At 58.7% G+C, this 25,855-nt stretch carries 21 protein-coding genes; 13 read left to right on the forward strand and 8 right to left on the reverse strand.

The features are described 5' to 3' along the window. Nucleotides 1–126 precede the first annotated feature (126 nt). Together ICA15_RS09710 and gudD are read left to right on the forward strand one after the other, a co-directional pair. On the forward strand, nt 127–1,473 hold the full coding sequence (locus ICA15_RS09710) for an MFS transporter (RefSeq protein WP_150605392.1): 1,347 nt from the start codon (nt 127–129) through the stop codon (nt 1,471–1,473). A gap of 29 nt (nt 1,474–1,502) precedes the next feature. After that, on the forward strand, nt 1,503–2,846 hold the full coding sequence (gudD, locus tag ICA15_RS09715) for a glucarate dehydratase (RefSeq protein WP_210553116.1): 1,344 nt from the start codon (nt 1,503–1,505) through the stop codon (nt 2,844–2,846). Between the two features lie 119 nt (nt 2,847–2,965). Here the strand turns inward: gudD and ICA15_RS09720 are convergent, their stop codons facing one another. After that, nucleotides 2,966–3,832: a LysR family transcriptional regulator gene (locus ICA15_RS09720; protein ID WP_150605394.1), complete on the reverse strand. Its 867-nt coding sequence runs from the start codon at nt 3,830–3,832 to the stop codon at nt 2,966–2,968. Nucleotides 3,833–3,992: 160 nt separating this feature from the next. Here ICA15_RS09720 and ampC point away from each other — a divergent pair, with 160 nt between their 5' ends. After that, nucleotides 3,993–5,159: a class C beta-lactamase gene (gene ampC / locus ICA15_RS09725; RefSeq protein ID WP_210553117.1), complete on the forward strand. Its 1,167-nt coding sequence runs from the start codon at nt 3,993–3,995 to the stop codon at nt 5,157–5,159. 320 nt (nt 5,160–5,479) lie between these two features. Here ampC and ICA15_RS09730 read toward each other — a convergent pair whose 3' ends face one another. Then, entirely contained in the window at nt 5,480–6,049 is a 570-nt protein-coding gene (locus ICA15_RS09730) for a DUF4174 domain-containing protein (RefSeq protein WP_210553118.1), read from the reverse strand. 206 nt (nt 6,050–6,255) lie between these two features. Here ICA15_RS09730 and ICA15_RS09735 point away from each other — a divergent pair, with 206 nt between their 5' ends. After that, nucleotides 6,256–6,717, forward strand: coding sequence for a GNAT family N-acetyltransferase (locus tag ICA15_RS09735; RefSeq protein WP_150618304.1), 462 nt, complete (start codon nt 6,256–6,258; stop codon nt 6,715–6,717). Nucleotides 6,718–7,007: 290 nt separating this feature from the next. Here ICA15_RS09735 and ICA15_RS09740 read toward each other — a convergent pair whose 3' ends face one another. The 3 genes from ICA15_RS09740 to ICA15_RS09750 form a co-directional block, all read right to left on the reverse strand. Further along, on the reverse strand, nt 7,008–7,793 hold the full coding sequence (locus tag ICA15_RS09740; RefSeq protein ID WP_042560052.1) for a sulfite exporter TauE/SafE family protein: 786 nt from the start codon (nt 7,791–7,793) through the stop codon (nt 7,008–7,010). Between the two features lie 1,170 nt (nt 7,794–8,963). After that, nucleotides 8,964–10,178 carry an MFS transporter gene (locus tag ICA15_RS09745; protein ID WP_210553119.1) on the reverse strand — a complete coding sequence of 405 codons (1,215 nt, stop codon included), beginning with the start codon at nt 10,176–10,178 and terminating at the stop codon, nt 8,964–8,966. 205 nt (nt 10,179–10,383) lie between these two features. Next, the gene (locus tag ICA15_RS09750; RefSeq protein ID WP_150618302.1) at nt 10,384–11,133 is read right to left on the reverse strand and encodes a hypothetical protein; all 750 of its coding nucleotides are present in this window, start codon (nt 11,131–11,133) and stop codon (nt 10,384–10,386) included. Between the two features lie 336 nt (nt 11,134–11,469). Between ICA15_RS09750 and ICA15_RS09755 the strand changes: the two genes are divergently transcribed. The 3 genes from ICA15_RS09755 (at nt 11,470) to ICA15_RS09765 (ending at nt 14,126) form a co-directional block, all read left to right on the forward strand. After that, nucleotides 11,470–12,618 (forward strand): aldose epimerase family protein, encoded by a 1,149-nt coding sequence (locus ICA15_RS09755; protein WP_150605399.1) that lies wholly within the window; start codon nt 11,470–11,472, stop codon nt 12,616–12,618. 191 nt (nt 12,619–12,809) lie between these two features. Further along, complete coding sequence (locus ICA15_RS09760) at nt 12,810–13,631, forward strand: aldo/keto reductase (RefSeq protein WP_210553120.1); 822 nt, start codon at nt 12,810–12,812, stop codon at nt 13,629–13,631. A gap of 24 nt (nt 13,632–13,655) precedes the next feature. Further along, nucleotides 13,656–14,126: a DUF1810 domain-containing protein gene (locus ICA15_RS09765; protein WP_210553121.1), complete on the forward strand. Its 471-nt coding sequence runs from the start codon at nt 13,656–13,658 to the stop codon at nt 14,124–14,126. On the opposite strand, the gene ICA15_RS09770 is transcribed toward ICA15_RS09765, so the two are convergent. Further along, entirely contained in the window at nt 14,091–16,451 is a 2,361-nt protein-coding gene (locus tag ICA15_RS09770) for a DNA polymerase II (RefSeq protein WP_210553122.1), read from the reverse strand. The genes ICA15_RS09765 and ICA15_RS09770 overlap by 36 nt on opposite strands. Nucleotides 16,452–16,633: 182 nt before the next feature. Between ICA15_RS09770 and ICA15_RS09775 the strand changes: the two genes are divergently transcribed. Beyond that, nucleotides 16,634–19,387, forward strand: a complete 2,754-nt coding sequence (locus ICA15_RS09775; protein WP_210553123.1) for an RHS repeat-associated core domain-containing protein — start codon at nt 16,634–16,636, stop codon at nt 19,385–19,387. Between the two features lie 45 nt (nt 19,388–19,432). On the opposite strand, the gene ICA15_RS09780 is transcribed toward ICA15_RS09775, so the two are convergent. After that, nucleotides 19,433–21,190 (reverse strand): dermonecrotic toxin domain-containing protein, encoded by a 1,758-nt coding sequence (locus ICA15_RS09780; RefSeq protein WP_210553124.1) that lies wholly within the window; start codon nt 21,188–21,190, stop codon nt 19,433–19,435. Between the two features lie 223 nt (nt 21,191–21,413). Here ICA15_RS09780 and ICA15_RS09785 point away from each other — a divergent pair, with 223 nt between their 5' ends. Continuing rightward, on the forward strand, nt 21,414–21,854 hold the full coding sequence (locus ICA15_RS09785; RefSeq protein ID WP_210553125.1) for a CBS domain-containing protein: 441 nt from the start codon (nt 21,414–21,416) through the stop codon (nt 21,852–21,854). Nucleotides 21,855–22,084: 230 nt separating this feature from the next. Here the strand turns inward: ICA15_RS09785 and ICA15_RS09790 are convergent, their stop codons facing one another. Next, nucleotides 22,085–22,708 carry a glutathione S-transferase gene (locus ICA15_RS09790; protein ID WP_210553126.1) on the reverse strand — a complete coding sequence of 208 codons (624 nt, stop codon included), beginning with the start codon at nt 22,706–22,708 and terminating at the stop codon, nt 22,085–22,087. Nucleotides 22,709–22,945: 237 nt separating this feature from the next. Here ICA15_RS09790 and ICA15_RS09795 point away from each other — a divergent pair, with 237 nt between their 5' ends. The 4 genes from ICA15_RS09795 to ICA15_RS09810 all read left to right on the forward strand — a co-directional run bounded on the left by ICA15_RS09795 (nt 22,946) and on the right by ICA15_RS09810 (nt 25,780). Continuing rightward, complete coding sequence (locus tag ICA15_RS09795; protein WP_150605405.1) at nt 22,946–23,467, forward strand: DUF3455 domain-containing protein; 522 nt, start codon at nt 22,946–22,948, stop codon at nt 23,465–23,467. Nucleotides 23,468–23,702: 235 nt separating this feature from the next. Further along, nucleotides 23,703–24,230, forward strand: coding sequence for a sigma-70 family RNA polymerase sigma factor (locus ICA15_RS09800; protein WP_191626518.1), 528 nt, complete (start codon nt 23,703–23,705; stop codon nt 24,228–24,230). After that, on the forward strand, nt 24,227–24,919 hold the full coding sequence (locus tag ICA15_RS09805; protein WP_210553127.1) for an anti-sigma factor domain-containing protein: 693 nt from the start codon (nt 24,227–24,229) through the stop codon (nt 24,917–24,919). The genes ICA15_RS09800 and ICA15_RS09805 overlap by 4 nt, the downstream gene beginning before the upstream one ends. Nucleotides 24,920–25,144: 225 nt before the next feature. Further along, nucleotides 25,145–25,780 carry a phage infection protein gene (locus ICA15_RS09810; protein WP_210553128.1) on the forward strand — a complete coding sequence of 212 codons (636 nt, stop codon included), beginning with the start codon at nt 25,145–25,147 and terminating at the stop codon, nt 25,778–25,780. Nucleotides 25,781–25,855: the final 75 nt, after the last annotated feature.

Below are 25,855 nucleotides of genomic sequence, written 5' to 3' on the forward strand. Positions count from 1 at the left end.
GCATCACCAAAGAATTTAATCGGTCGCTCCCACTTGTAGGACAAAAAAACCTAGTTGTATGATGTCTATCAACATCGCAGTACCCAGCCCTACCCCGCATAAAAATAATCAGTGGGAGAAAACCTAGTGAAAACCTCCGTCTCCGGGATGAACGAGGGCGTTGATGCAACGCTGGCGTCCGCCATCTCGAAAGTGAAACGCCACGTCCTGCCGCTCTTCGTGATCATGTTCATCGTCAATTACATTGACCGGGTGAACATCGGTTTCGTCCGTACCCACATGGAACATGACCTGGGCATTGGCGCCGCCGCTTACGGCTTCGGCGCCGGCCTGTTCTTCATCGGTTATGCGCTGTTCGAAGTCCCCTCCAATATGCTCTTGCAGAAAGTCGGCGCGCGCATCTGGCTGACCCGAATCATGTTCACCTGGGGCGTGGTCGCTACCTGCATGGCGTTCATCCAGAACGAAACCCACTTCTACATTCTGCGTTTCCTGCTTGGCGTCGCCGAAGCCGGGTTCTTTCCCGGGGTGATCTACTACTTCACCCGCTGGCTGCCCGGCGCCGAACGCGGCAAGGCCATTGCGATCTTCCTCAGCGGCTCGGCTATTGCGTCCCTGATCTCCGGCCCGCTGTCCGGCCTGCTACTGCAAATCAACGGGCTGGGCATGCACGGCTGGCAATGGATGTACTTTATTGAAGGGATGTTTTCGGTGTGCCTGTGCGTGTTCGTCTGGTTCTGGCTCGACGCCAAACCTCACGATGCGAAATGGCTGAGCCGCGCCGAACAGGACGCACTCGTCACGGCCATCGACGACGAACAGAAGGCCCGCGAAGCCGCCACACCGATCCGGCCATCAATGGGCAAACTGCTCAAGGATCGGCAGATCCTCCTGTTCTGCCTGATCTACTTTTTCATCCAGTTGACGATCTACGCCGCGACCTTCTGGCTGCCGAGCATCATCAAGAAAATGGGCGACCTCAGCGACGTGCAGGTCGGGTTGTTCAACTCGATTCCGTGGTTGCTGTCGATTGTCGGCATGTACGCCTTCGCCTCCCTGTCCACCAAATGGAAACACCAGCAGGCATGGGTCGCCACCGCCCTGTTGATCGCTGCAGCGGGGATGTTCATGTCCACCACTGGCGGGCCGATCTTCGCCTTCGTCGCGATCTGCTTTGCGGCGCTGGGTTTCAAGTCGGCTTCGTCGCTGTTCTGGCCGATACCGCAGGCGTATCTGGATGCGCGAATTGCCGCCGCCGTGATCGCGCTGATCAACTCGGTGGGCAACCTTGGCGGTTTCGTTGCGCCAACCACTTTCGGTCTGCTCGAAGAACACACCGGCTCGATTCAGGGTGGCCTCTACGGCTTGGCCGCTACCTCGATCATTGCCGCGATCATCGTCTTCTTCGCCCGCACCAAGCCGAAGCCGGCTGCGGATATTGCTATAGCTGAAACTGCGCCGAAACACGCCTGATTCTGAAAGATACGAAAAGGATAAAAACAATGAACGCACACGACACCGCCAAAGCCCCGATCATCACTGACATGCAGGTCATTCCGGTGGCCGGACACGACGGCATGCTGCTTAATCTGAGCGGCGCCCACGGGCCATTTTTCACCCGCAACATCGTCATTCTCAAGGACAACGCCGGCCACACCGGTGTCGGTGAAGTACCCGGTGGCGAGCGCATTCGCCAGACGCTGGAAGACGCTCGCAGCCTGGTCATCGGCAGCCCGATCGGCACGTATCAAAAGATGCTCAATCAAGTCCGCCAAACCTTTGCCGACCGCGATGCCGGCGGCCGCGGCCTGCAAACCTTCGACCTGCGCATCACTATTCACGCGGTCACCGGCCTCGAAGCCGCGCTGCTCGACTTGCTCGGTCAACACCTCGACGTGCCGGTCGCGGCGCTGCTCGGCGAAGGCCAGCAACGCGATGAAGTGAAGATGCTTGGCTACCTGTTTTACGTCGGCGATCAGCGCGAAACCGACCTCGCCTACCGCAGCGAACCGGACGCCGACAACGACTGGTTCCGCGTGCGTCACGAGAAGGCCATAACCGCCGAAGCCGTGGTCCGCCTCGCCGAAGCGGCCCACGCGAAATACGGCTTCAAGGATTTCAAGCTCAAGGGCGGCGTGCTCAGTGGCGACGCGGAAATCGAAGCGGTGACGGCGCTGGCCGAACGCTTCCCGCAGGCGCGCATCACCCTCGACCCGAACGGCGCCTGGTCACTCAAGGAAGCGATCCGCTTGTGCCGCGACCAGCATCAGGTTCTGGCGTATGCGGAAGATCCGTGCGGTGCGGAAAACGGTTATTCCGGCCGCGAAGTCATGGCTGAATTTCGCCGCGCCACCGGCCTGAAAACCGCCACCAACATGATCGCCACCGACTGGCGCGAAATGGGTCATGCGATCCAGTTGCAATCGGTGGACATCCCGCTGGCCGACCCGCACTTCTGGACCATGCAGGGTTCCGTGCGCGTGGCGCAGATGTGCCATGAGTGGGGGCTGACCTGGGGCTCGCACTCCAACAACCACTTCGATATTTCGCTGGCGATGTTCACCCACGTTGCGGCGGCGGCACCGGGTGAAATCACCGCCATCGACACCCACTGGATCTGGCAGGACGGCCAGCGCCTGACCAAGGCACCGCTGCAAATCGTCGACGGTTGCGTGCAGGTGCCGAAGACCTCGGGGCTGGGTGTGGAGCTGGATATGGATCAAGTCGCCAAGGCTCACGAACTGTACAAAGGCATGGGCCTGGGCGCACGGGATGACAGCGTGGCGATGCAGTTTCTGATTCCGGGCTGGAAGTTCGATAACAAGCGGCCGTGTCTGGTGCGCTGATTTCCGAAAACAACACTGATCCCCTGTAGGAGCTGCCGAAGGCTGCGATCTTTTGATCTTGTCTTTTAAGATCAAAAGATCGCAGCCTTCGGCAGCTCCTACAGGAGGTTGTGCCAGCTTCAGAGCTGTAGCAACCAGTTTTTAAACGCATTCATCGCCGTCGTTTCCGGCCGCGACTGCAACCGTGTCAGCCAGTAACTCCCGGTCGTGATCTCGATCGCGAACGGCTGGCGAATCGCATCCGCCGCCAGTTGCCGGGCAAACATCAGCGGCGGGGCCAGCGCCACGCCACTGCCCTGCAACGCCGCTTCCATCATCGCCAGCGACGAGTCGAACATGATGCTTTGCGGTGGCGCTGCCTGTGTCGCCAGACCCGCCGCCTGAAACCACGCCGGCCATTCATCGGTGCGATAGGACCGCAGCAACGTCTGCTGCAACAGGTCGCCCGGCGTGTGCAATTGCCGGGCGATATCCGGCACGCACAGCACTGATAGCGGCGCATCGAGCACGCGCATCGCCTCGATACCGTGCCAGGCCCCGGCACCAAAACGGATCGCGTAATCCAGCCCTTCGGCGGCAACGTCCACGCGATTGTTGTTTGTCGACAGCCGTAAATCTATGAGCGGATGTTTCGTCCGGAAGTCCGCAAGCCTCGGCAACAGCCAACCCACGGCGAACGTGCCGACCGCGCCGACGGTCAACATCTCGCGATACTGTCCACCGGCAAGGCGTTCGAGGATCTGCGCGATGTGGTCAAACGAAGTGCTCAACACCGGCAGCAACGTTTCGCCTTCACTGGTCAGCATCAGCCCGCGGGGCAGGCGTTTGAACAGTGTTACGTTGAGCTGCGCTTCGAGGCTTTTGACCTGATGACTGACGGCGGCCTGGGTCACGCACAGCTCCACGGCAGCTCGAGTGAAACTCAAGTGACGCGCCGATGCTTCGAAAGCGCGCAGTGCGTTGAGCGGCAATTGTGGTCGAATCATGCCCAGTCCCAAATTTTTCTAATGGCTAATCCGAGATTTCGTCGTTTGTCGATTCACGTCGGACTGCCTAAATTGTCGGCGCTGATCAGCCGTCCATTACAAAAATCGCCCGCAGTATAGCGGGACACCATCATCAACACTCATGGAGAGTGGTTCATATATGTCATCCATCAACCCGACCAAAGCCTTTTCCTACGGTGCATTTAGCCTGATCTTTGGTGCCGCCACTTGCCTGGGCGCTCCGCAAACCGATGAGCAACTGCAAGCGCTGGTCAAGGCCGCCGTCACGCCGGTGATGCAGCAACAGAACATTTCTGGCCTGGCCGTTGCGCTGACCATCAACGGCCAGCCGCATTACTTTAACTACGGCGTCGCCAACAAGGACTCCGGGCAGAAGGTCAGCGAAAACACCCTGTTCGAAATCGGCTCGGTGAGCAAAACCTTCACCGCCACATTGGCCGGTTACGCGCAGGCCACGGGCAAACTGGACCTGTCGACCAAGGCCAGCACGCTCTGGCCGGAGTTAAAAGGCAGCGCCTTCGACAACATCAGCGTGCTGCAACTGGGCACCTACAGCGGGGGGGGACTGCCGCTGCAATTTCCCGCTGACGCGGATTCGGCGGACAAGATGCTCGGCTATTACCAGCAGTGGAAACCCGCGTATCCGCCGGGCAGCCATCGCCTGTATTCCAACCCCAGCCTCGGTTTGTTCGGCTATCTGACGGCCAAAAGCCTCGGCCAACCCTTTGCTCAGGCGATGACTGAAACCCTGCTGCCGAAACTGGGCCTCAAGCACACCTTCATTGAAGTGCCCGCCTCCGAAGCGAAGCTCTACGCGCAGGGGTACGACAAGAATGACAAACCGGTTCGCGTCAGCCCCGGCGCACTGGACGCCGAAGCCTACGGCATCAAGACCAGTGCGGCGGATCTGCTGCGTTACGTCGAGGCCAACCTCAAGCCTGCGAACCTTGAACAGCCAATGCAAAAAGCCATCGCCGCGACCCACACCGGTTACTACACCGTCGGCGATATGACTCAGGGTCTGGGATGGGAGCGCCACTCCTACCCGATCAGCCTGGACAAGCTGCAAGCCGGCAACTCGACGCCGATGGCGATGGAGCCGCACACGGTCAAATGGCTGAACCCGCCACAACCTGAACCGGCCAATGTGCTTTACAACAAAACCGGCGCAACCGGCGGTTTCGGTGCGTACGTGGCGTTTGTGCCATCGAAGGATATTGGCATTGTGATTCTGGCCAACAAGAACTACCCGAATGCGGAACGGGTGAAGATTGCGCATGAGATTTTTGGTGGGTTGACCGATTAAAGATCAAAAGATCGCAGCCTTCGGCAGCTCCTACATTGACCGAGTGAAAACCCGATCCTGTAGGCGCTGCCGCAGGCTGCGATCTTTTTTCGTGAAGAGACTGTCTGTGGTCAGGGAATGATCTGTGGCGAGGGGATTTATCCCCGTTGGGCTGCGAAGCGGCCCCAGTCCAGACAGCCAAGGTTTGTCTGAAACAGATAAATCCCCCAAACACAGGCATGCCCTCTCAACACAGCTAAATCCCTGACCACAGGGTTTTAAACGGGCAAAAAATGGGCGACTTGCAAAGGTCGCCCATTTTTTGGATTCAGATCCCGCCATCAATCATTCGGCATTTCTGGCGGCTTGGTCGGTTTGGCGGGTTTGCTCGGCTTGGCGCCTTTCGCACCTTTGGCCGGTTCAGGTTCGGCAGCGGCAGGGGTCTGGGCTGCTGCGGCGGCGGCCGCTTCTTTCTCGGCCATAGGCATGGCGTCGATGGTGTCGAAGATTTTCTTCAGGTCGACGGCCTTCGCGTCATCCCCCGAGGCGGAGAGTTTGGTCTCGCCGTCCTTGCCCACCAGGAACACTTTCGGATAAGCCCCGGCGCCCAGTTTCAGCGAGCGCAGAAGAGCCATGGTGTCCTGCTGGCCCATGTCCTTGCCGTCGAGCTGACCCGACATATTGAGGATGGTGTAAACCTTGATGTTGCGATCGGCGACGCCTTTTTTGTTGGCGGGGTCCTCCAGCGACTTTTTCAGGCTTACCCACACCGGGTCGACAGTGCTTTGCGCGATCACGATCAGCGGTCGGGCGCGGCCTCTGTCCCCGGCAATCGGCGAATCGTTGTCAGCGGCGAACAGGGGGCCGGCAACTGCCAGCAAGAGTGTCAGGGTCAGTGACCTTATGAGCATGCGCATCTCCTTTTGATATCCACGCTCTAATGATTGCGCATCACGGCGATTGTTCCGGGGTATCCGGCAAATATCTGTCGCCCTGCCAGAAGCTTAGGTCAGGCCCGACATTGCGCAACTGCACAAACGCGATTGCCACGCCAATTTGATTACCGTTCAAGAGCGCATTAGGGTGGCTGTTCTGCTCACGAAATGGAGGTCACCGCGTGCACATTGATTACCTGTGCGATCACCCTGAATTGATCGAAGAACTGGCCGAACTCAACTTCAAGGAGTGGGGTAGCTTTCGTCCCGGCGACACCCTTGCTGCCCGCACCGAACGCATGCGTGCGGCGTGCGGCAAAGGTGCGATCCCCAGTGTCGTGGTTGCGATTGAAGACGGCAGGTTACTGGGCGGCGCACTGCTGATCGACAGTGACATGAAAGTCCGCCCCGAACTCACGCCCTGGCTGGCCGGGGTTTATGTGAAGGCTGAAGAACGTGGCCGCGGGATTGCTTCGCAACTGGTCAAGCGCATTGTTGAAGAGGCTGAGGCGTTGGGCGTGCCGGAACTTTACCTGTACACCGACGCAGCGCAGTCGCTGTATGCGCGGCTGGGTTGGGAGGTGGTCGAGGAGATGGTTTACGAAAATTTGCCGGTGACCGTCATGAAATACACCCTGCGGTAGCCGACGTAACAGATCTCTGTGGTGAGGCGCATTTATTTGTAGCTGATGGGATTATCTGTGGCTGAGGGCATGCGTCTGTGGATGAGGAGATTTATCTGTGGCGAGGGGATTTATCCCCGATGGGGCGCGAAGCGCCCCCATTCAGGCAGCCAATTTTCCCTGACACACCGATTCAAATGGCCTTGGGGCCGCTTCGCAGCCCATCGGGGATAAATCCCCTCGCCACAGATAAATCCCCTCACCACAGGAAATTCCATCACCACAGTTACAGCCAGGAAATTGGGTTTGTACTAAAAAGCCAGTTTATAGCCGATCAACACCAGCATCGTCGCCAGGCATGGTCGCAGCACTTCGTCGGAGATGCGGCCGGTCAGGTGGCTGCCGAGCCAGATGCCTGGCAACGAACCGATCAGCAAGAAGCCCAGCACGCTCCAGTCCATGTTGCCCATGCTCGCGTGGCCGAGGCCGGCGACGAGGGTCAGCGGTACGGCGTGGGCGATTTCGGTGCCGACCAGGCGGCGGGTCGGCAGCAGCGGATAGAGGATGAACAGCGCCACGGTGCCAAGGGCGCCGGCGCCGATTGAAGTCAGCGCGACCATGGTGCCGAGGATCAGACCGGTAATCACCGTCATCACGTTCAGCCGCGAACCGCTCGGGTTGTAATTGCCGCCAGCGCGTTTGTGGGCGAATTCCAGCAAGCGTTTCTTGAAGAAGATCGCCAACGCCGTGGCAAACAACACAAAGCCCAAGGCTTGTTTGATGATGGCGTTCATCGCGTCTGGCGCGGTGTGCAGCGTGCTGAGAAACCACAAGGTCATGACCACCGCCGGCACGCTGCCGAGGGTCAGCCAACCGGTGATGGCCCAGTCGATGTTCTTGTTCTTCTTGTGAACGATGACGCCACTGGATTTGGTAATGGCCGCGTACAGCAGGTCGGTGCCGACCGCCGTTGCGGGGTTAATGCCGAACCACAGCAGGATCGGCGTCATCAACGAACCACCGCCGACACCGGTCATACCGACAATAAAACCCACCACCAGCCCGGCAATCACCAGGCCGAAATTTGCCAATTCCATTAAGACGTCCAGAAAAACGACAGGAAAAATCTGGCCCGCAGCATAGCGATTTTTCTTATAACCACATATATCGATGCGGTCTATCGTTATGCCCAATCACCACTTCCCCCTGTAGGGGCTGCCGAGGGCTGCGATCCTTTGAAGGTCACGTTTTCTGGTTTTGGGGGATTTTGGTTGCGCTTTTTTTGTGTCTTGGCGGCCTGTGGGCCGACCAGGTCGTTGGGGGGTTCTGTGTGAATATCCGTTTTTTGGGTGATGGCTGAGTAGGGTTCCGCCCTTACGGCGGGTCACCTTTTCCAAACGCCGAAAAGGTAACCGAAAAGGCTTTGCCCTGACGTCCGGCCCGCTCGCTAAAGCTCGGGGTTCCTTCGCTCCGGAATCCATCCGGGGCATCGATTCCGGTTTGCTTCGCTGCACCTCCTTTCGATGTCCTCCCCGGATGAATCCCTCCACTCAGCCTCCCGACGGGCCTGAAGATCAAAAGCTCAGTCGAGCTAACGCTCATCCTGTTGTGTGGTGGGAGAGCGATGCGGTCGGCTTTGGTTTTAGGTGCGCCCCTCATCGGAACGCCGCCCGCCCAGCCCTCTCCCGAGGGAGAGGGAGCCGGCTTGTGGGCTTTTCAGAACTTGAGTTCGACTCGGTATCTCACGTCGGCGCAACTCGCCCAAACAACGCGGTCAGTCCCCTCTCCCTCTGGGAGAGGGCTAGGGTGATGGGCTCTTGATCTGGCTTTTGATTTGTTGCCCCTTCGGCAGGCCGAGCGAAGGTGTTCATCCGGGGGTTAGGCGCGCAGCGCCGTGCGGCGAAGCCGCATACATCGAGAGGAGGTGCAGCGAAGCAAACCGGAGGCGATGCCCCCGGATGGACACCGTAGCGAGGGAACACTGAGCCTCAGCGAAGTGCCGTACGCCGGGGCAAAGCCTTTTGGGTTACCTTTTCGGCGTTTGGAAAAGGTGACTCGCCGTAAGGGCGAAACCGCCAGCGGCAACACCCGCAGCAACGGATATACCCCCAATCCCAATCCCCCCAATCCCAATCCCAATCCCAATCCCAATCCCAATCCCAATCCCAATCCCAATCCCAATCCCAATCCAGCGTTCAGGTGCTTCACGACGAACGCAACAAGAAAGATCAAAAGATCGCAGCCTTCGGCAGCTCCTACAGAGGGGATCAGTGTTGGCGTCGTCCGGGTTTGAAGCTGTGTGTGCTGTTGATCCACACGGTTACCAGCGCAATCAGCGACAGAATCAGCAGCGCCCACGGAAACGACATCGCCCCCGCTCGATCCAGCAACAAACCACCAAACAGCCCGCCCCCGGCAATCGCCACGTTCCAGGAAGTAGTCAGCATTGCCTGCACCACATCGACATGATCACCGGCAGAATCCGCCGCGGCCGTCAGCAACAACGTCGCCGAACCACCGAAGGACAACCCCCACACCGCCATGCAGCCGTAGATCAGCCATGGCGACGGATTCGCCAGGGCCAACACCAGCGCCGTCACGGCAAACACTGCGAGGCTGATCAGGGTCAGCCAACGCAACCAGCGATCCACCAGCATGCCGATAATCCAGATCCCCACCAGCGAACACACGCCAAACACCAGCAGCACCAGATCCACACGCTCTGCGAGTCCGGCCTGCATCAAAAACGGTGAAATGTAGGTGTAGAGAATGTTGTGCCCGAGCATCCACGTCAGCACCACCAACAACACCGGGCGCACACCCGGCAGGCGCAGCGACTGCATCAATGGCAGACGCTCGGCACTGGCCTGCCCCGGACGATCCGGCACCGCGATGACGATCCACGCCGCCAGCACCAGCGCCAGTGCCGACATTATTCCGAACGAAGCGCGCCAACCGATCAGATTGCCCAGCCACGTTCCCGCCGGTGTGCCCAACGACAGCGCCACCGGCGTGCCGAGCATGGCAATCGCCAGCGCTCGCCCCTGCTGATGCACCGGTACGATCCCACGGGCGTAACCGGCCATGATCCCCCACGACAACCCCGCCGCCATCCCGGCGAGAAAGCGCGAGGCCAGGGTCAGGCCGTAATGACTGGAGAACGTGGTGATGGTGTTGAACAGCAGAAACCCGCCAACCGTCATCAGCAGCACCCGACGGCGTGGCCAGCCACGGGTGGCCACGGTCAGCGGAATCGCCGCGACAATCGAACCCAGCGCATACAGCGTTACCAGCTGCCCGGCGAGCACTTCGCTGACGTTCAGCCCGGCACTGATTTGCGGCAACAACCCGGCGGGCAGGGTTTCAGTGAGGATGGCGATGAAACCGGTCATCGCGAAGGCCAGCAACGCGGCATAGGGCAGTTTGTCGGCGCGGGTCGCGTGGTCGACACGGCTGAAATCGGCGCTTGCGGGGTCGGTCATGACGAGTGCAGCTCCATTTGGATCGAAATTAGCGACTGATTGTATACAAGTTATCCAACCACCATTCAACCCAATACAACTGACATCCCCCTGTAGGAGCTGCCGAAGGCTGCGATCTTTTGATCTTGATCTAAAAAACCAAAATCAAAAGATCGCAGCCTGCGGCAGCTCCTACATTTATTGCGCCAGCAGCGTATCCACAAATTTATTGCACCGGGAGGAAGTTGAGGAACAGCAGACTCTGCGCGTAATTCAGCCCGATCCGCCGGTAGCGCTCATCAAGCATTTGCGTCAGCAGATCCAGGCGCGCAACGATTTTGCCGAACTCCACGGCAAAACTGAGGTTGCTGCCCTCCTCCGAGATTTCATTGGAAAACAACAGCGGCTGGCCTTCCTTGTTCTGACGCTGCGACAGAATCCACGTGGCTTTTTCGATGTTGCGCGCCGCGTTATGCACGAACGTCGGGTTGATCGCGTCCGTCATGTAGAACTCGGTTCGATTGCCATGGGCCGTCACCAGCATGCTGCCGATGGCATAAATGAACGCGCCGACGCGGTCACCACGAAACTCGGGGCTCATCGCATAGCTGAGCGCCGCGAGGTCCTTTCTGCCGCCGAGCACCGGCAATGGTTGTTGCTGCTCGATGGCCAGTCGCACCTGTTTGACGGCGGCGTGAATGTTGAGGAAACCCGACTTGCGCAATTCGTCCGGGTTACGCAGGTACAGCTTGCCCATCAACCGATAAAGACTGCCGAGGTTGTCGCGCATCGCCAAAGTGGCCATACGGTCGACGCTGGTCTGCAGAAATTCCTGCGGCTGCCCTTCCCGGATCTGGTTGATGAAACCGTTACCGTCCTGATGGCTGCAACCGCTGAACAATAGCGACGACAAACACACCAACAACAGGCACGGGCGACGGACAAATCGGGTGATCAGCTTAAACACTCTCGGCATGAATTCTCGAACAGGCACATTCCTGTGCGGCGGGAGTCACCGCATCCTGGCCATGGATAGAGCCGCCGATTGCGGAAAAGTGCAGTGCTGGCGGTATTTCCCGACCTTCGGCGCGAACCATCAACCTATTTAGTCCGACTTTATTTTTGCAATAAACGTTTAATCCGCTATAAATTCTCACTCGAACACTAAATAGCATGACTATTACTCAACCTCTGTAGGAGCTGCCGAAGGCTGCGATCTTTTGACCTTAAAAAACAAAGCCAAAAGATCGCAGCCTTCGGCAGCTCCTACAGGGGGGGTTACTGAAAACAACAACAAAAAGGAAGGTCAACCATGCTTCAATCCCGTCACCTGCTCTCCGGCCTCGGACTGTCCCTGATGATCGCCACTCTCTCTGCCAACGCCGCCGGCCTGAGCGCCGAACACAAGGCCTTCGGCAAAACCAACGACGGCACGCCCGTCGAGCAATACATCCTGCGCAACAGCCATGGCATGCAAGCCACGGTCATCACGTACGGCGCAACCCTGCAATCGCTGCAAGTGGCGGACAAGCACGGCAAGTTCGACGACGTCGTGCTCGGCTTCGACGATGTGCAGGGCTATCAGAAAGGCACCGCGTACTTCGGCGCGACCATTGGCCGCTTCGGCAATCGTCTGGCAGAGGGCGCTTTCGAACTCGACGGCAAACGCTATCAAGTGCCGCAGAATGACAAGTCCAACGCCTTGCACGGCGGCACTCAGGGCTTTGATAAAAAGGTCTGGAAAGCCCAGGAAACCAAGGACAAGGATTCAGTCGGCGTGACCCTGACCTATCTGTCGGTGGACGGTGAAATGGGGTTCCCCGGCAACCTCACCACCGAGGTGACTTATCGCCTCACCGACAACAACGAATTGCGCATCGACTACAAGGCCAGCACCGATAAGCCGACGGTGCTGAACCTGACCAACCACAGCTACTTCAACCTCGCCGGTGCCGGTAATGGCGACATCCTCAAGCAGGTCGCGACCTTGCATGCCAGCCATTACACGCCGGTCACCGGCAAACTGATCCCGACCGGAGAGCTGGCGCCAGTGGCCGGCACACCGATGGATTTCAGCAAACCGACCGCCATCGGCACGCACATCAAGGCTGATCATCCGCAGTTGAAATTCGCCGAGCCGAAACAGGGTGGTTTCGATTTCAACTGGGCGCTGGATGCCAAGGGTGATGCGAGCAAACTGGCCGTCGAAGTCAGCGACCCGCAGTCCGGCCGGCATCTACAGCTGTTCACCAGCGAACCGGGCGTGCAGTTCTACACCAGCAACTTCCTCGACGGCACGGTCAAGGGCAAGGCTGGCAAGGTCTACCCGCACTGGGGCGCGTTTACCCTCGAGACCCAGCACTATCCTGACTCACCGAATCAGCCGAACTTCCCCAGCACACGACTGGATCCGGGGCAGGCTTATGCGCATAGCGTGGTGTTGAAGTTTTCTGCGAAGTAACAGCTGAAGATCAACAGATCGCAGCCTGCGGCAGCTCCTACAGTTTTTTGGGTACACCGTTTGAACGGCGGTGAATCCCCCCCCTGTAGGAGCTGCCGCAGGCTGCGATCTTTTGCTTTTTGAAGCTCATGGAACCCCTGCGCTATCCTGCTGCCCACTAAGGTATCGACCCTTTCAGATAGGAGGTTTGAATGCGTACCCTTGAATTGGCTGGCGTGCAGGTTCCGGTGATTGGCCAGGGCACCTGGCGCATGGGGGAAGACCGTTCCGCCCACAAACGCGAAGTCGCCGCCCTGCGCAGCGGCATCGAACTGGGCATGACCCTGATCGACAGCGCCGAAATGTATGCCGAGGGCGGCGCCGAAAGTATTGTCGGCGAAGCCATCGCCGGTCTGCGTGATCAGGTGTTTCTGGTCAGCAAGGTCTACCCGCACAACGCCAGCCGCAAAGGCATCCCGCAAGCTTGCGAACGCAGTCTGCGTCGGCTGGATACCGATTACATCGACCTCTATCTGCTGCATTGGCGCGGCCAGTATCCGCTGGATGAAACCGTCGAGGCTTTCGAGCGCCTACGCGAAGAGGGCAAGATCGGTCGCTGGGGTGTGTCGAATTTCGACGTCGATGATGTCGAAGAACTGGCGTCTCCCGCCTGCGCGACCAATCAGGTGCTCTACAACCTTGAAGAGCGTGGCGTCGAATTCGATCTGCTGCCGTGGTGCCAGCAACAACGCATGCCGCTGATGGCCTACTGTCCGATTGGTCAGGGCGGCGCGATGCTGGCCAACCCGGTGCTGAAACAGATTGCCGCTCGTCACGGCGTCACCCCGGCGCAGGTTTCGCTGGCGTGGATTCTGCGTCAGGATGGTGTCATTGCGATTCCCAAGGCTGTGCGGCCGGAACACGTGCAACTCAATGCACAAGCCGCGCAGCTGCAACTGGAGGCCGGGGATCTGGCGGCGCTGGACCAGGCGTTTCAAGCGCCACAACGCAAGCAGCGGCTGGCCATGGTCTGAGCTGACGACTGGCCGAGGTTCCGTATGAGAAGCACTGATCATAACGACCCGTTTGACCTGCAACGATTCGTCCAGGCTCAGGACCCGGTATTGGACCGGGTCCAGCGCGAACTCGAAGAGGGTCGTAAACGCAGCCACTGGATGTGGTTTGTCTTCCCACAGTTCGCAGGGCTTGGCGGCAGTGAAATGTCCCGACGCTTCGCCATCGGTTCAGCCGCAGAAACCCAGGCCTACCTGGAACATCCATTGCTCGGCGCGCGGCTGCGCACTTGTACGCAGCTTGTGCTGAATACCAATCAGCGTTCGATTGCAGAGATTTTTGGTCATCCCGATGACTTGAAGTTTCACTCCTCGATGACGCTGTTCAGCCAGTTCGCCGCTGGTGACAGCCTGTTCAATCAGGCCCTCGAGCGCTACTTCCACGGCATCCTCGACGAATGGACGCTGCAACTGCTGGACTCAAAAGAGGCCCAGTTGCCCCCCGATCAGGGTTGAGAAATCATCGTCGACGAATGGCAGGATGGCGTCCGCCACCGGTTGCAGCTGCCGGGTGATGTAGTGGTCGTAATCGATGGTAGAGCGACGCACTTCCAGCGGTTCCGGGCCGGCCAAAGTGATGACGTAGCTGATCCAGCCGCCATTCTGGTATTGCCGTGGACGGCCGTGCAGCGTGTTGTATTCGTCAGCGAGCCGCGCGGCGCGCACATGGGGCGGCACGTTGCGTTCGTAATCGTCGAGGGTGCGACGCAGGCGCTTGCGATAGACCAGCCGATCATCGAATTCCCCGGCCAGGGTTTTACGCACGTAATCGCGCACGTAATCCTGATACGGCTTGCGCTGGAAGATTCGTTCATACAATTCCTGCTGGAATTGCCGGGCCAGCAGCGACCAGTCGGTGCGCACGGTTTCCAGGCCTTTATAGACCATCTCATCTGTGCCGTCAGCGCGAGTTACCAGACCGGCATAGCGCTTCTTGCTGCCCTCCTCTGCGCCGCGAATGGTCGGCATCAGGAAGCGTTTGTAGTGAATTTCGTACTGCAATTCGAGGGCACTTTCCAGCCCGTATTCTTCGCGCACATGCTCGCGCCACCAGTCGTTGACGTGCTTGACCAACGTGTGGCCGATCGCCGCCGCCTCCTCCTGACCGTGGGCGCGACGCAGCCAGACAAAGGTAGAGTCGGTGTCGCCGTAGATCACCGCATGGCCCTGTTCTTCGATCAGCTTGCGCGTGCGCAGCATGATTTCGTGTCCGCGCAGGGTGATCGACGACGCCAGCCGCGTATCGAAGAAGCGGCAACCGCTGGAGCCGAGCACGCCGTAGAAGGCATTCATGATGATCTTCAAGGCTTGCGACAGCGGCGCGTTGTGCTCGCGTTTGGCGGTCTCGCGGCCCTCGGCGACTCGCGACACAATCGACGGCAGGCAATGCCGCGTGCGCGAGAACCGTGCGCCCCTAAAACCCGGCACCGAGTCCGCATCGTCCGGGTGCTGCAAGCCTTCGATCAGCCCCACCGGATCAATCAGGAACGTGCGGATGATCGACGGATAAAGACTCTTGTAGTCGAGGACCAGCACCGATTCATAGAGCCCCGGTTGCGAGTCCATGACAAACCCGCCGGGGCTGGCCTGCGGCGGATTGGTCCCGAGGTTCGGCGCGACGAAACCCTGACGGTGCATCAGCGGCATATACAGGTGGGTGAACGCCGCCACCGAGCCGCCGCTGCGATCCGCCGGCAGGCCGGTGACGCTGGCGCGCTCAAGCAAAAATGTCAGCAGTTCAGTCTTGGCGAAGATCCGCGTGACCAGTTCGCAGTCCTTCAGGTTGTACTTGGCCAGCGCCGGTTTGTCCTCGGCGAACATGCGGTTGATCTCGTCCATGCGCTGATACGGATTGTCGATGGCCTTGCCTTCACCGAGCAGGGTCTGGGCGACGTTTTCCAGGCTGAACGAGGGAAAGCTCCACGTCGCCGAGCGCAGGGATTCGATGCCATCGATGATCAACCGCCCCGCCGCCGAGGCGAAGTAATGATTGCGGCTGCCGTGTTCACGCCACTGCATCTCTTCACCGCCACGACCGATTTTCAGCGGCACACCGAGGCGCCGCGCGTGTTCGTGGAGGATGCGCAGATCGAATTGCACAACGTTCCAGCCGATGATCGCGTCAGGGTCGTGCAGCGCGAACCAGTCGTTGAGCTTCTTCAGGATGACCGTGCGTGAATCGCAATATTCAAGGTCGAAGTCGACGATGCTGTCATCGCCATTCGCCGTGCCGAGCATATAGACCTGACGCTCGCCGCAGCCTTCCAGAGCGATGGAATACAACTCGCCGGTTTCGGTGGTTTCGATGTCCAGCGAGACCAGCCGCAGCTTCGGTCGATACTTGGGGTCGGGTTTCAGTTGCGCGTTGAGCAATGTGCCGTTGGCATCGGCTGTACCGCTGAACAATACCGGGGCGGTGATGAAACGCTCCATCAGGTAGCGCTCGGGCGGGCGCACATCTGCCTCGAAGACGTCGACGCCGGCGCGGGTGAGCGCGGTTTCCAGGCGCATCAATTGGCCGTGTTGCTGGCAATACAGGCCCAGCACCGGGCGATGTTCGAAATCCAGCAGGGCCAATGGTCGCAGTTCGACGTTTTTTTCGTCGTGCAGCAGGCGTTCGGCCGCTTCACGCTGCTCGGCAGGAATAAACGCCACAGACGGCTGATGCGGCAAACGCACACGGCGCGGCCCGGCGTCGGTCGCCAGCCAGAACTCGACTTCGGTGCCGGCGGGGGTATCGCGCCAATGCCGGGTCAAGACGAAGCCCTGCTGTAAATCCACCACTGCGACCTCAGGAATTGAAACAGAGGGGCATTCTACGCGGCATTCGACCATTGGGTGGCGCGCAAAACATGGTCGGCAAAGGTGCGACACCTGTCAGAGTTGACAGGTTACACACCTTGCCAGAGTTGCTAGATTTGCCTTTGCCTCCATGCGATGCATTGCGTCGAAGGAAATGAGAAATGGATCTCTCCGTTCATCGCCGAACCCCGTCAGTCAGCGTGAACGACGGCCGGGGTCTTCCTGTTCGTCAGATCGCCTATTGGCGAAACGTGCCAGGGGCCGCCGTACAGTCGTTGATCAACCGGACACGTCACGACGACGCAGGCAGAGCGATAGAGCATTGGGATCCACGACTGTTCGCAACAGCGCCAAAAGCCAATTTGATGACCATTCATGACATGGCAGGCCAAGCGCTGCTGCTGGACAGCGTCGATTCTGGCTGGCGGCTGAGTTTGCATGGTTTGGCTGGGGAAGTTGTCCGGCGTTGGGATGCCCGCGGGAATCGGTGGAGCAACCGCTTCGACAATCGTTTGCGCTTGCTGGGCATCAAAGTGAACGACGGACCTGACATGGAGACCATGCGCTATGGCGCCGCCGATGCAGATGCCGGGAAGAACCTGCGTGGCCAATTGCTACGCAAGGTCGATGCCTCAGGTTCTCTGGACTACAGCTCGTTCAGCCTCAACGCTCTGCCTCTGGAGGAAACCCGCACGCTGCTCAATGCCGGTGTCTACACCACGCGTTGGCGCTACGGGGCCAGCGGCGCAGCACTGAGCCAGACGGATGCAAGTGGCCATCAGCAATTCTCACGCTATGACATCGGCGGGCAACTCCAGCAGGTGACTCTCAAGATCAGCGGCGACGATGCTGTAAAAGACATCCTCAAACACGCCCGATACAACGCCGAAGGCGAGAAAATCGAACAAGCCTTGGGCAACGGCGTGGTGTGCAATTGGGAATACGATGGCGCCAACGGTCGCTTGAATGGCATCAAGGCAGGTCTGCCCGGCGAGGCGTTGCGGCAAAATCTCGAATACAAATACGACAAGGTCGGCAATGTTGTCAGTCTTCTGGATCGCACTGTTGACCCAGTGTTCTTTGCCAACCAGCTTATCGACGGCCAGCGCGACTTTGGCTATGACTCGCTCTATCGCCTGATCCGCGCCACCGGATATGACGCCCTACCCCCGACCGGGATACCCGGCCGTCCATTACCGAGCGATCCCAAAAACCGCCTCAATTACACCCAGACCTACGAATACGACGCCGGTGGTAACCTGGTCAAACTGGTTCACGCACGAGCAATCGGTGGATACACCCAGCGCATGTTCATTGACCCGAACAGCAATCGTGGCGTGCGCTGGAAAGAAGGTGACTCACCGCCCGACTTCTCGACGCAGTTCGACGCTCATGGCAACCTGCAAGCCTTGCAACCCGGCCAGGGTTTGCACTGGAATGTTCTGGATGAACTGGCATCGGTCACGTTGATCGAACGCGAATCCGCGCTGCCCGACAAGGAAACCTATCGCTACAGCGGCGGCGCCCGAGTCTTCAAACACCACGAGACTCAAGGCTCAACCAAGACGCATTTTCGTCAGGTGCGCTACCTGCCGGGCATCGAGATCCGCACTCGCGAAACGGGTGAAGAGTTGCACGTCATTACGTTGCCGACGATGATCGGCAATGTCCGCTGCCTGCATTGGCTCAGTGGCCGCCCGGGCGAAATCGTCAACGATCAACTGCGTTATTGCCTTGAAGACAGTCAGAGTTCCAGCCTGATCGAGCTCGACCAGAACGCACGCCTGATCAGTCATGAACATTATTACCCGTTCGGCGGCACCGCCTCACTGGTAGCGCACTCGGAACTGGAAGTCAGCTACAAGACCATTCGTTACTCGGGCAAGGAACTGGATGACACAGGGCTCTATTATTACGGACGACGCTATTACGCACCGTGGTCGCAACGCTGGATCAGCGCCGATCCGGCGGGGGCAGTGGATGGCTGGAATTTGTATGTGATGGTGGGGAATAACCCGATGAGTTTTGTCGACATCGAGGGACTTGTGCGCGACAAACCCGGTGACAAAACTTACGAGACGGTGGCTGGGCGAACGACCACGATCCTCCGCACGCCTGATACGAGCGACCAGTACCAGTTTCACGCTGAGGCAAGAGACAAGATTCTTGTCGCTCATGCTGGAGCTGCACTTCACTCATCCGAGCCCGAAGGGGAAGTGGTTGCACTAACGACGGATTTTTTCAATATCCCCCGAGAGAGGGGAACATCACGGTCTGGCAAAACCTTCAATATCCCGCTTACCACTGCCGACCATGGTTTGAATGTCAGTAGACCCTACGACGCCCATCTTCATTCAGACAACCTGGTAGCCGGAGGCGTGCTCAAGGTTACGGACCCTGTTAAGTTTCTCGAGGAATTGGAGAAGCAATACATCCGACGATTGAATGATCCAGATTACCCCGTAATGCTGTGGGACGGAGACCGCCCCGTCCCCACAAGCCTGGCAGGTATGGAAAGGGAAGTACCACCTATTCACCCGATTATCCGACGAAAGATCGAACACCATATCGAGGCATCGGGTGGTTATTTGCCGCAGTCGGCCGGGTTGCCGGGTGCCCACGGTGAAGTCCAGGCAGGCAATTTCAAGCTTTATCTACAACATGAGTTAACAGGTTCAACCGATCCGCAACTCATCGAGTTGATGACTAATAAATTGCAGTACATGCACCGTGCGCAAGCCTTCCCCGCTTGTTACAACTGCCGCGGTATTCTGGTCGCAACTTACGACGACATCACAACGGCCTTTAACGTCCCGACACGCAGTACAAAAACGAACTCTTCGATTTGGCGAAAAGTCGAAGATGAAAAAGAAACACTGCCGGTAGATGCGTTCCTGAAAAGAGCTAGAACTTGAATGCCCGGACCGTATGCCTGTTCGCAAGATCAGGCCTACGGTCCTTTACCGAACACTCAGTGACATTTTCGTCAATGCCGCGAAAGTCAGCGATCTCAACAAATCCTGGCGCTCCTCCGCCAACTCGACAAGTTCGTGCTCGTATCCATGTTGCGCAACAGCACCCGCCAGATGCCGGTTCAACAACTCCTCTGACTTGGCGTTGTATATCCTCGCGTTTCGCTCGAATGCTGCTGCATGCTTGCCCTTCAGATACTTGCGCCAAAACCGCTGTTCGATCATTCGGTTGACCAACCCGTCCCCCGCCTCAAGCGACAACACCACTCCGAGGAAATGTTCGAACGCCTCAGTACGCAGACCTTGAGCCCACTCGACAATCCCTTCGAACGTCTCATCCAACAGTTGGTAGGCGGTATACGCAAGCATCAATTCACCCAGACCAGGTACAAACGGCGCGGCGACAAATGCCCCCACTTCCAGCACAGTCAGCGCGACTTTGAGGAAGCTGTCCCAGCGTGCCCAACGAGACTTGGCGTCCTCATCGCCGGTGGGTACTGCACGCGTTCGAGCGTCGGCGAACAACGTGTTCAACTGCTGCTGAAACTGATGAAACCAGAACTCACCTTTGATTCGCGCATAGCCGATCTGCAGATCAGGTTTCAGAACAGGCGCTGGGCGCCAGGCCGGCAGTTGCTGAAAAGGAACCGGTGCATGCCATTGCAGTTTTGATAGCCGATTGTTGAGCTGAAAAAAGAACTGACCTCGGTGCTGATGCGGCACGAACCGGCTGAAGAATCGCTGGTACTCAGGTGAGCGCAGCTGTCGTGTCAGCTCGACGACGAACTGGGTCGAAGACGCATACTGCTTGAGCGGATGCTCGGGATCATGGGGGACATAGGCAATGACCGGAACAGTCGTTGAACTGTGCTCAAGATCGGCGCAGACCAGCACAATCCCTGGCAACTCGACGCCCATCATCGTCAATGCATGGCAGTGGACTGCCCGCCCGTTCCAGATCAACCGTCGATCTCCCGCAGCCCACCTCTCTACCAGGCGATGAGCGTCGTGATCGATATCGCCTTTGAGCAACGCCAGCCCATTGCACAGGCGCAGGGTGTTCTTCTCGTTAGCCTCGACCTTCATGTTCAGTACGGTTGTGGCAACGGGATTGTCCAGGTCGAAAAACGCTTCGAGATAGGTCTGATAGGCAGCACCCACGTCCAGCTCCCGGCACAACGCGGTAAAAGCCGCGACGGACATTCTGGCCTTGATCGGTACGACGTCGAATGCTCCGGAGGACGAAGGTCGGGTAATAAAGTCGCTCGCCTGGTCGTAATATTCTGCTCGAGTCTCTTTCAATTCGAAATTGTGCAGACAGCACTCGAGCAGGGTCAGGGTGCGCACTTCGAAGCCCCCCGTCATCCCGGTCGAACGGTAAAGCCTTAGACACGTCGAGCTGACGTCTACGGTGACGTCATGGCGGTCTTTCAGCGCGGCGGTCAGTAACCCATGGGCAAATGCTTCGACTTCGGTCAGCCGCGCGAAAACCTTGTCCACCGCCTGCCGGGCAGTCCAACTCGCTGCAACGGCGTTTTTCATCTCATCGCGTTGCGCTGACGAGGCAGAGTGAAACCAAGGCTGGTCTGGCACTGCGGCCTGTTTTAACGCGCCTCTGTACTGTGCGGTAGCATTCAATAGCCAGTCTGGAACGTTCCCGGCAATGAAACTGAACGTGGGATTATCAGCCAGAGCATCGGGCAGTGAGGGCAATATATTTTTGTTGCTCAGATTCAAGCTGGGCATCGAGAGTTTTCATCCATGAAATTCAGATGCCCGAGTCTAGCGAAGCCTCAGAACCGCCATCGCGCACTTCTGTATCAAGACGTGCATAGGCAAAGAAGCGGCCATGTGTGGAAAAAAACAGCCAAATGACGTTTTTTGCGTGCTATCTGCCGCTTTGCCACCTTGCCCTGCGCGCCAGCGTCTACGATGCTTGCATTACAACGACAACACCTGAGTAACCGCCATGAAGACCGTCGCCCAACTGCTCAAGCTCAAAGATCAGAAAAACCAGGAAGTGCACCAGATCAAGCCTGATCACATGGTGCTCGAAGCGCTGATGAAGATGGCCGAGAAAAACGTCGGCGCCTTGCTGGTGGTGGAAGACGACACCGTGGTCGGCATCATCAGCGAACGCGATTACGCGCGCAAACTGGTGCTGCATGGCCGTTCGTCCGTGGGCACGCCGGTTCGCGACATCATGGTGGCGAACGTGATTACCGTCGACACCCACCAGACTGTCGACACCTGCCTGAGCATCATGTCGGACAAGCGCCTGCGCCACCTGCCGGTGGTGGAGAACGGCAAGCTGATTGGCTTGCTGTCGATTGGTGACTTGGTGAAAGAGGCGATTGCTGAGCAGGCCGAGCTGATCAAGCAACTGGAGCAGTACATCCGCGGGGAGTGATCACCCCGAAAACGCCACAATCCCCTGTAGAGATGAATCCTGCGGTGATGGGTCATGAGGATCATGTGGCGAGGGGATTTATCCCCGTTGGGTGGCGAAGCCGCCCCAAAACCTGCAATCGCGGCTAGTCAGACACACCGCGCGGGATGGTCTCAGGACTGCTACGCAGCCCAACGGGGATAAATCCCCTCGCCACAGGGATCACATTCACAAGTGGATTTACGGTGTGTTCACACTGGCCAGTGCCGGGCAAACACCGGCGCCAGCACCGGATGTCGATCAATGCGCTGCAACCACGCATAAAACCCCGGCCGTGTCTGACGCAGATGCTCGCGGCTGCCCGCCCAGCGCGTCACCACCGCGGCCAGCACGTCCAGCGCACCCGGTGTTTCGTCGTCCAGGTACAGCTCGGCGGAAAACTGGTCGGCAAACACTTCCCAACTCCTGTGCAATCGCTCGCGAGCGCCGGCGATCAGGTTCTGCCGCGACGCTTCGTCGGGCATCACCAGCCAGCGCTCGGGGTAGTCGACGACGCCGATGGCCGCGTAGCAATTGCTGACGATGTAGACCAGACCGCGAATCGCCTGATCGCGCTCGTCCGCCTTGGCCGGCAGCAAACCCGATTTGGGAAATGTCAGGCCCAGATGAATCAGAATCGCCGCGCTCTCGGTGAGCACGCTGCCATCGGGCAATTGCAGGGTCGGGATCTGCTTCAGGGGATTGAGCTTCGCCAGGTCCTCGGCGGCTTCGGTGCTGGCTTCGATATCAATGAAGCGATAAGCGATCTGGCACAACTCCAGCGCCGCTTCGATGGCGGCTGCGCCTGAGTTGCGATGTCCGTAGAGCTGATACATATCCCCTCCTCAATCCCCGACAGGCATCTGATGTAGCACTATTTATAGCTGTTGTATCCGATTTGGCCTGCTTTTCCCATTCACTCGCCCCCTGCGAATTCAAGCGTCGAAAGACAGCGCTGGCGGTGATTGAAAAATATTTGCCATGCGCTGCATCCAAACCCCTCCGCCACGGGTAGTCCCTGTAACAGCCCTCCTCGGCTGTCAGCGGTTTACCCTTTTCGGAGAAAGACACTGATGAACACCACACAGCTGATCTGCTTCACCGGTTTGCTCGCCGTCACCACGACGACCTTCGCCCAGAGCAACTATCCGGACGCCATCAAAGTTCCGGAAGGCCACAAGATCGCGATGGAAACCACCGGGGTGGGCGAGATCACTTACGAATGCCGCGACAAACCCAATGCTGCCGGCCAGACCGAGTGGACCTTCGTCGGCCCGAAAGCGGTGCTCAATGATCGCAGCGGCAAGCAGGTCGGCACCTATTTCGGCCCGCCCGCCACCTGGCAGGCCAAGGACGGTTCGAAAGTCACCGGTACGCAATTGGCCGTAGCGCCGTCGACCCCGGGCAACCTGCCCTATCAACTGGTCAAGGCCAACCCTGCTGAAGGTGAAGGCGCAATGAGCGGTGTCAGCTACATCCAGCGCGTTGCGCTAAAGGGCGGCGTGGCACCGGGCACAGCCTGCACGACCGCGAACAAGGGCAAACAGGAAGTGGTGAAATATCAGGCGGATTACATTTTCTGGGCTGCGAACTGATTTTCCTGACTACATAAATTCCCTGTGGGAACGAACTGTGGTGAGGGGATTTATCCCCGACGGGGAGCGAAGCTTCCCCAAAACCGGAAAATGCGCAGTGTCAGATTCATCGCATCCAACGGTTTTACGACTGTCATGCAGCCGATCGGGGATAAATCCCCTCGCCACAGGGCTGTCTCCTACAAAGGATTTATGCACTCTGGATGTTTGAGGAATGTCAGCTAGATTGCACAGCATGACCTTGCCCGAACCCGAATTCGATTATGAAGCCCGCCTCGCTGCCTGTGCCCGCGGCGAGCGTTCGGCCCTGCGCGATTTGTACGTGCAGGAAGGCCCACGCCTGCTCGGTGTGGCCAAACGGCTGGTGCGCGACACGGCGCTGGCGGAGGACATTGTCCATGATGCATTTATCAAGATCTGGAACGGTGCGGCGGGATTTGACGCTTCACGGGGTTCGGCGCGCGGCTGGATGTACAGCGTGACGCGGCATCTGGCGTTGAATCAACTGCGTGATCATCGGCGGGAAATGCCGTTCGACGAAGACCACGAAGTGCTCGACGAGACCTTCAACGCCCAGGACCACTCGGCGCGCATCCATCGCTGCCTGGAACAACTCGACCCACAGCGCCGGCGCTGCATTCTCCACGCTTACGTCGACGGCTATACCCACGCGCAGATTTCCACGCGCCTCGACACGCCGCTCGGCACGGTCAAGGCCTGGATCAAACGCAGCCTCAACGCCTTGCGGGAGTGCATGGGATGACCACTGAATCGGCGCAGGAACGCGATGAACTGGCGGGCGAATACGTGCTCGGCACACTCTCTGCCGAACAGCGGATCGAGGTGCAGAAACGTCTGCCGCATGAGCCTGATCTGCGTGCGGCGGTGGATGCCTGGGAGCGGCGGTTGCTGGAGCTGACGGATTTCGCCTCGCCGCAACAACCGTCAGCGCTGCTGTGGCCGCGGATCAATCGCAGCATTGATCGACTCCCGCAACAAACACCCGCGACCTCATGGTGGAACCTGCTGCCGCTGTGGCGCGGCCTGAGCGCTGCCGGCTTGGCCGCCACATTGGTGTTGGGCTCAATGCTGCTGACCCAGACCACTGCGAAACCGAGTTATCTGGTGGTGCTGGTCGCGCCACAGGACAAGGCTCCGGGCTGGGTGATCCAGGCGAGCAATTCGCGGGAGATTCAGCTGATTCCACTGGGTGTGATGGAAGTGCCGGCGGATAAGGCGTTGGAGTTCTGGACCAAGGCTGACGGCTGGCAGGGCCCGGTATCGCTGGGGTTGGTCAAACCGGGGCAGGCGCTGTCGGTGCCGCTGGATAAATTGCCGCCGCTGGAAGCGAATCAGCTATTCGAGTTGACGCTGGAGGGTACTAACGGCTCGCCAATCGGCAAGCCGACCGGGCCGATTCAGGCGATTGGCCGGGCAGTCAAAGTCCTCTGAAACTGCCTTTGCAGGAGCTGCGGCAGGCTGCGATCTTTTGATCTTCCCCTTAAAAACAAGATCAAAAGATCGCAGCCTCGTTTCACTCGAATGCTCCTACAGGGGGCCAGTTCCCCAATCATCATTGCCGTCGATGTTCACAATCACGGCAATGAAGTTCTCATAAAAAATCTGCGGCGTAACATCTGCTCCATACCAACCAATAACACCCCGGAGCACACCATCATGAAACGCCAAACTCTTCTCAGCATCGCTTTCTCGGTTTTCGCAGTTAACGCTTTTGCCGCTACCCCGGTTCACACGATGATCGCGGCCGATGGCTCGGATCGTCTGTACCAGAACGCCGTTGCCGCTGATGGCTCGGATCGCCTGCAAGGCAACACCGTCGCCGCTGATGGCTCGGATCGCTTGCAAGGCAACACCATCGCAGCTGATGGCTCGGATCGTCTGCAAGGCAACACCGTCGCCGCTGATGGCTCGGATCGTCTGCAAGGCAACACCATCGCCGCTGATGGCTCGGATCGCCTGCAAGGCAACACCGTCGCCGCTGATGGTTCGGATCGTCTGCAAGGCAACACCATCGCCGCTGATGGCTCGGATCGTCTGCAAGGCAACACCATCGCCGCTGATGGTTCGGATCGCCTGCAAGGCAACACCGTTGCCGCTGATGGCTCGGATCGCCTGCAAGGCAACACCGTTGCCGCTGATGGCTCGGATCGCTTGCAAGGCAACACCATCGCAGCTGATGGTTCGGATCGTCTGCAAGGCAACACCATCGCCGCTGATGGTTCGGATCGCCTGCAAGGCAACACCATCGCCGAAGGTGGTGCGGATCGTCTGAACGAACTTCGCAACGCTTGAATGAATGGCGTTAATCGCAACAACCCAGAGAAACCCGGCTCCCGCAGCCGGGTTTTTTATGTCTGGTTCTTTTAT

The organism is Pseudomonas sp. P116 (assembly GCF_020149425.1).
Taxonomy (GTDB): Bacteria; Pseudomonadota; Gammaproteobacteria; order Pseudomonadales; family Pseudomonadaceae; genus Aquipseudomonas; species Aquipseudomonas anatoliensis.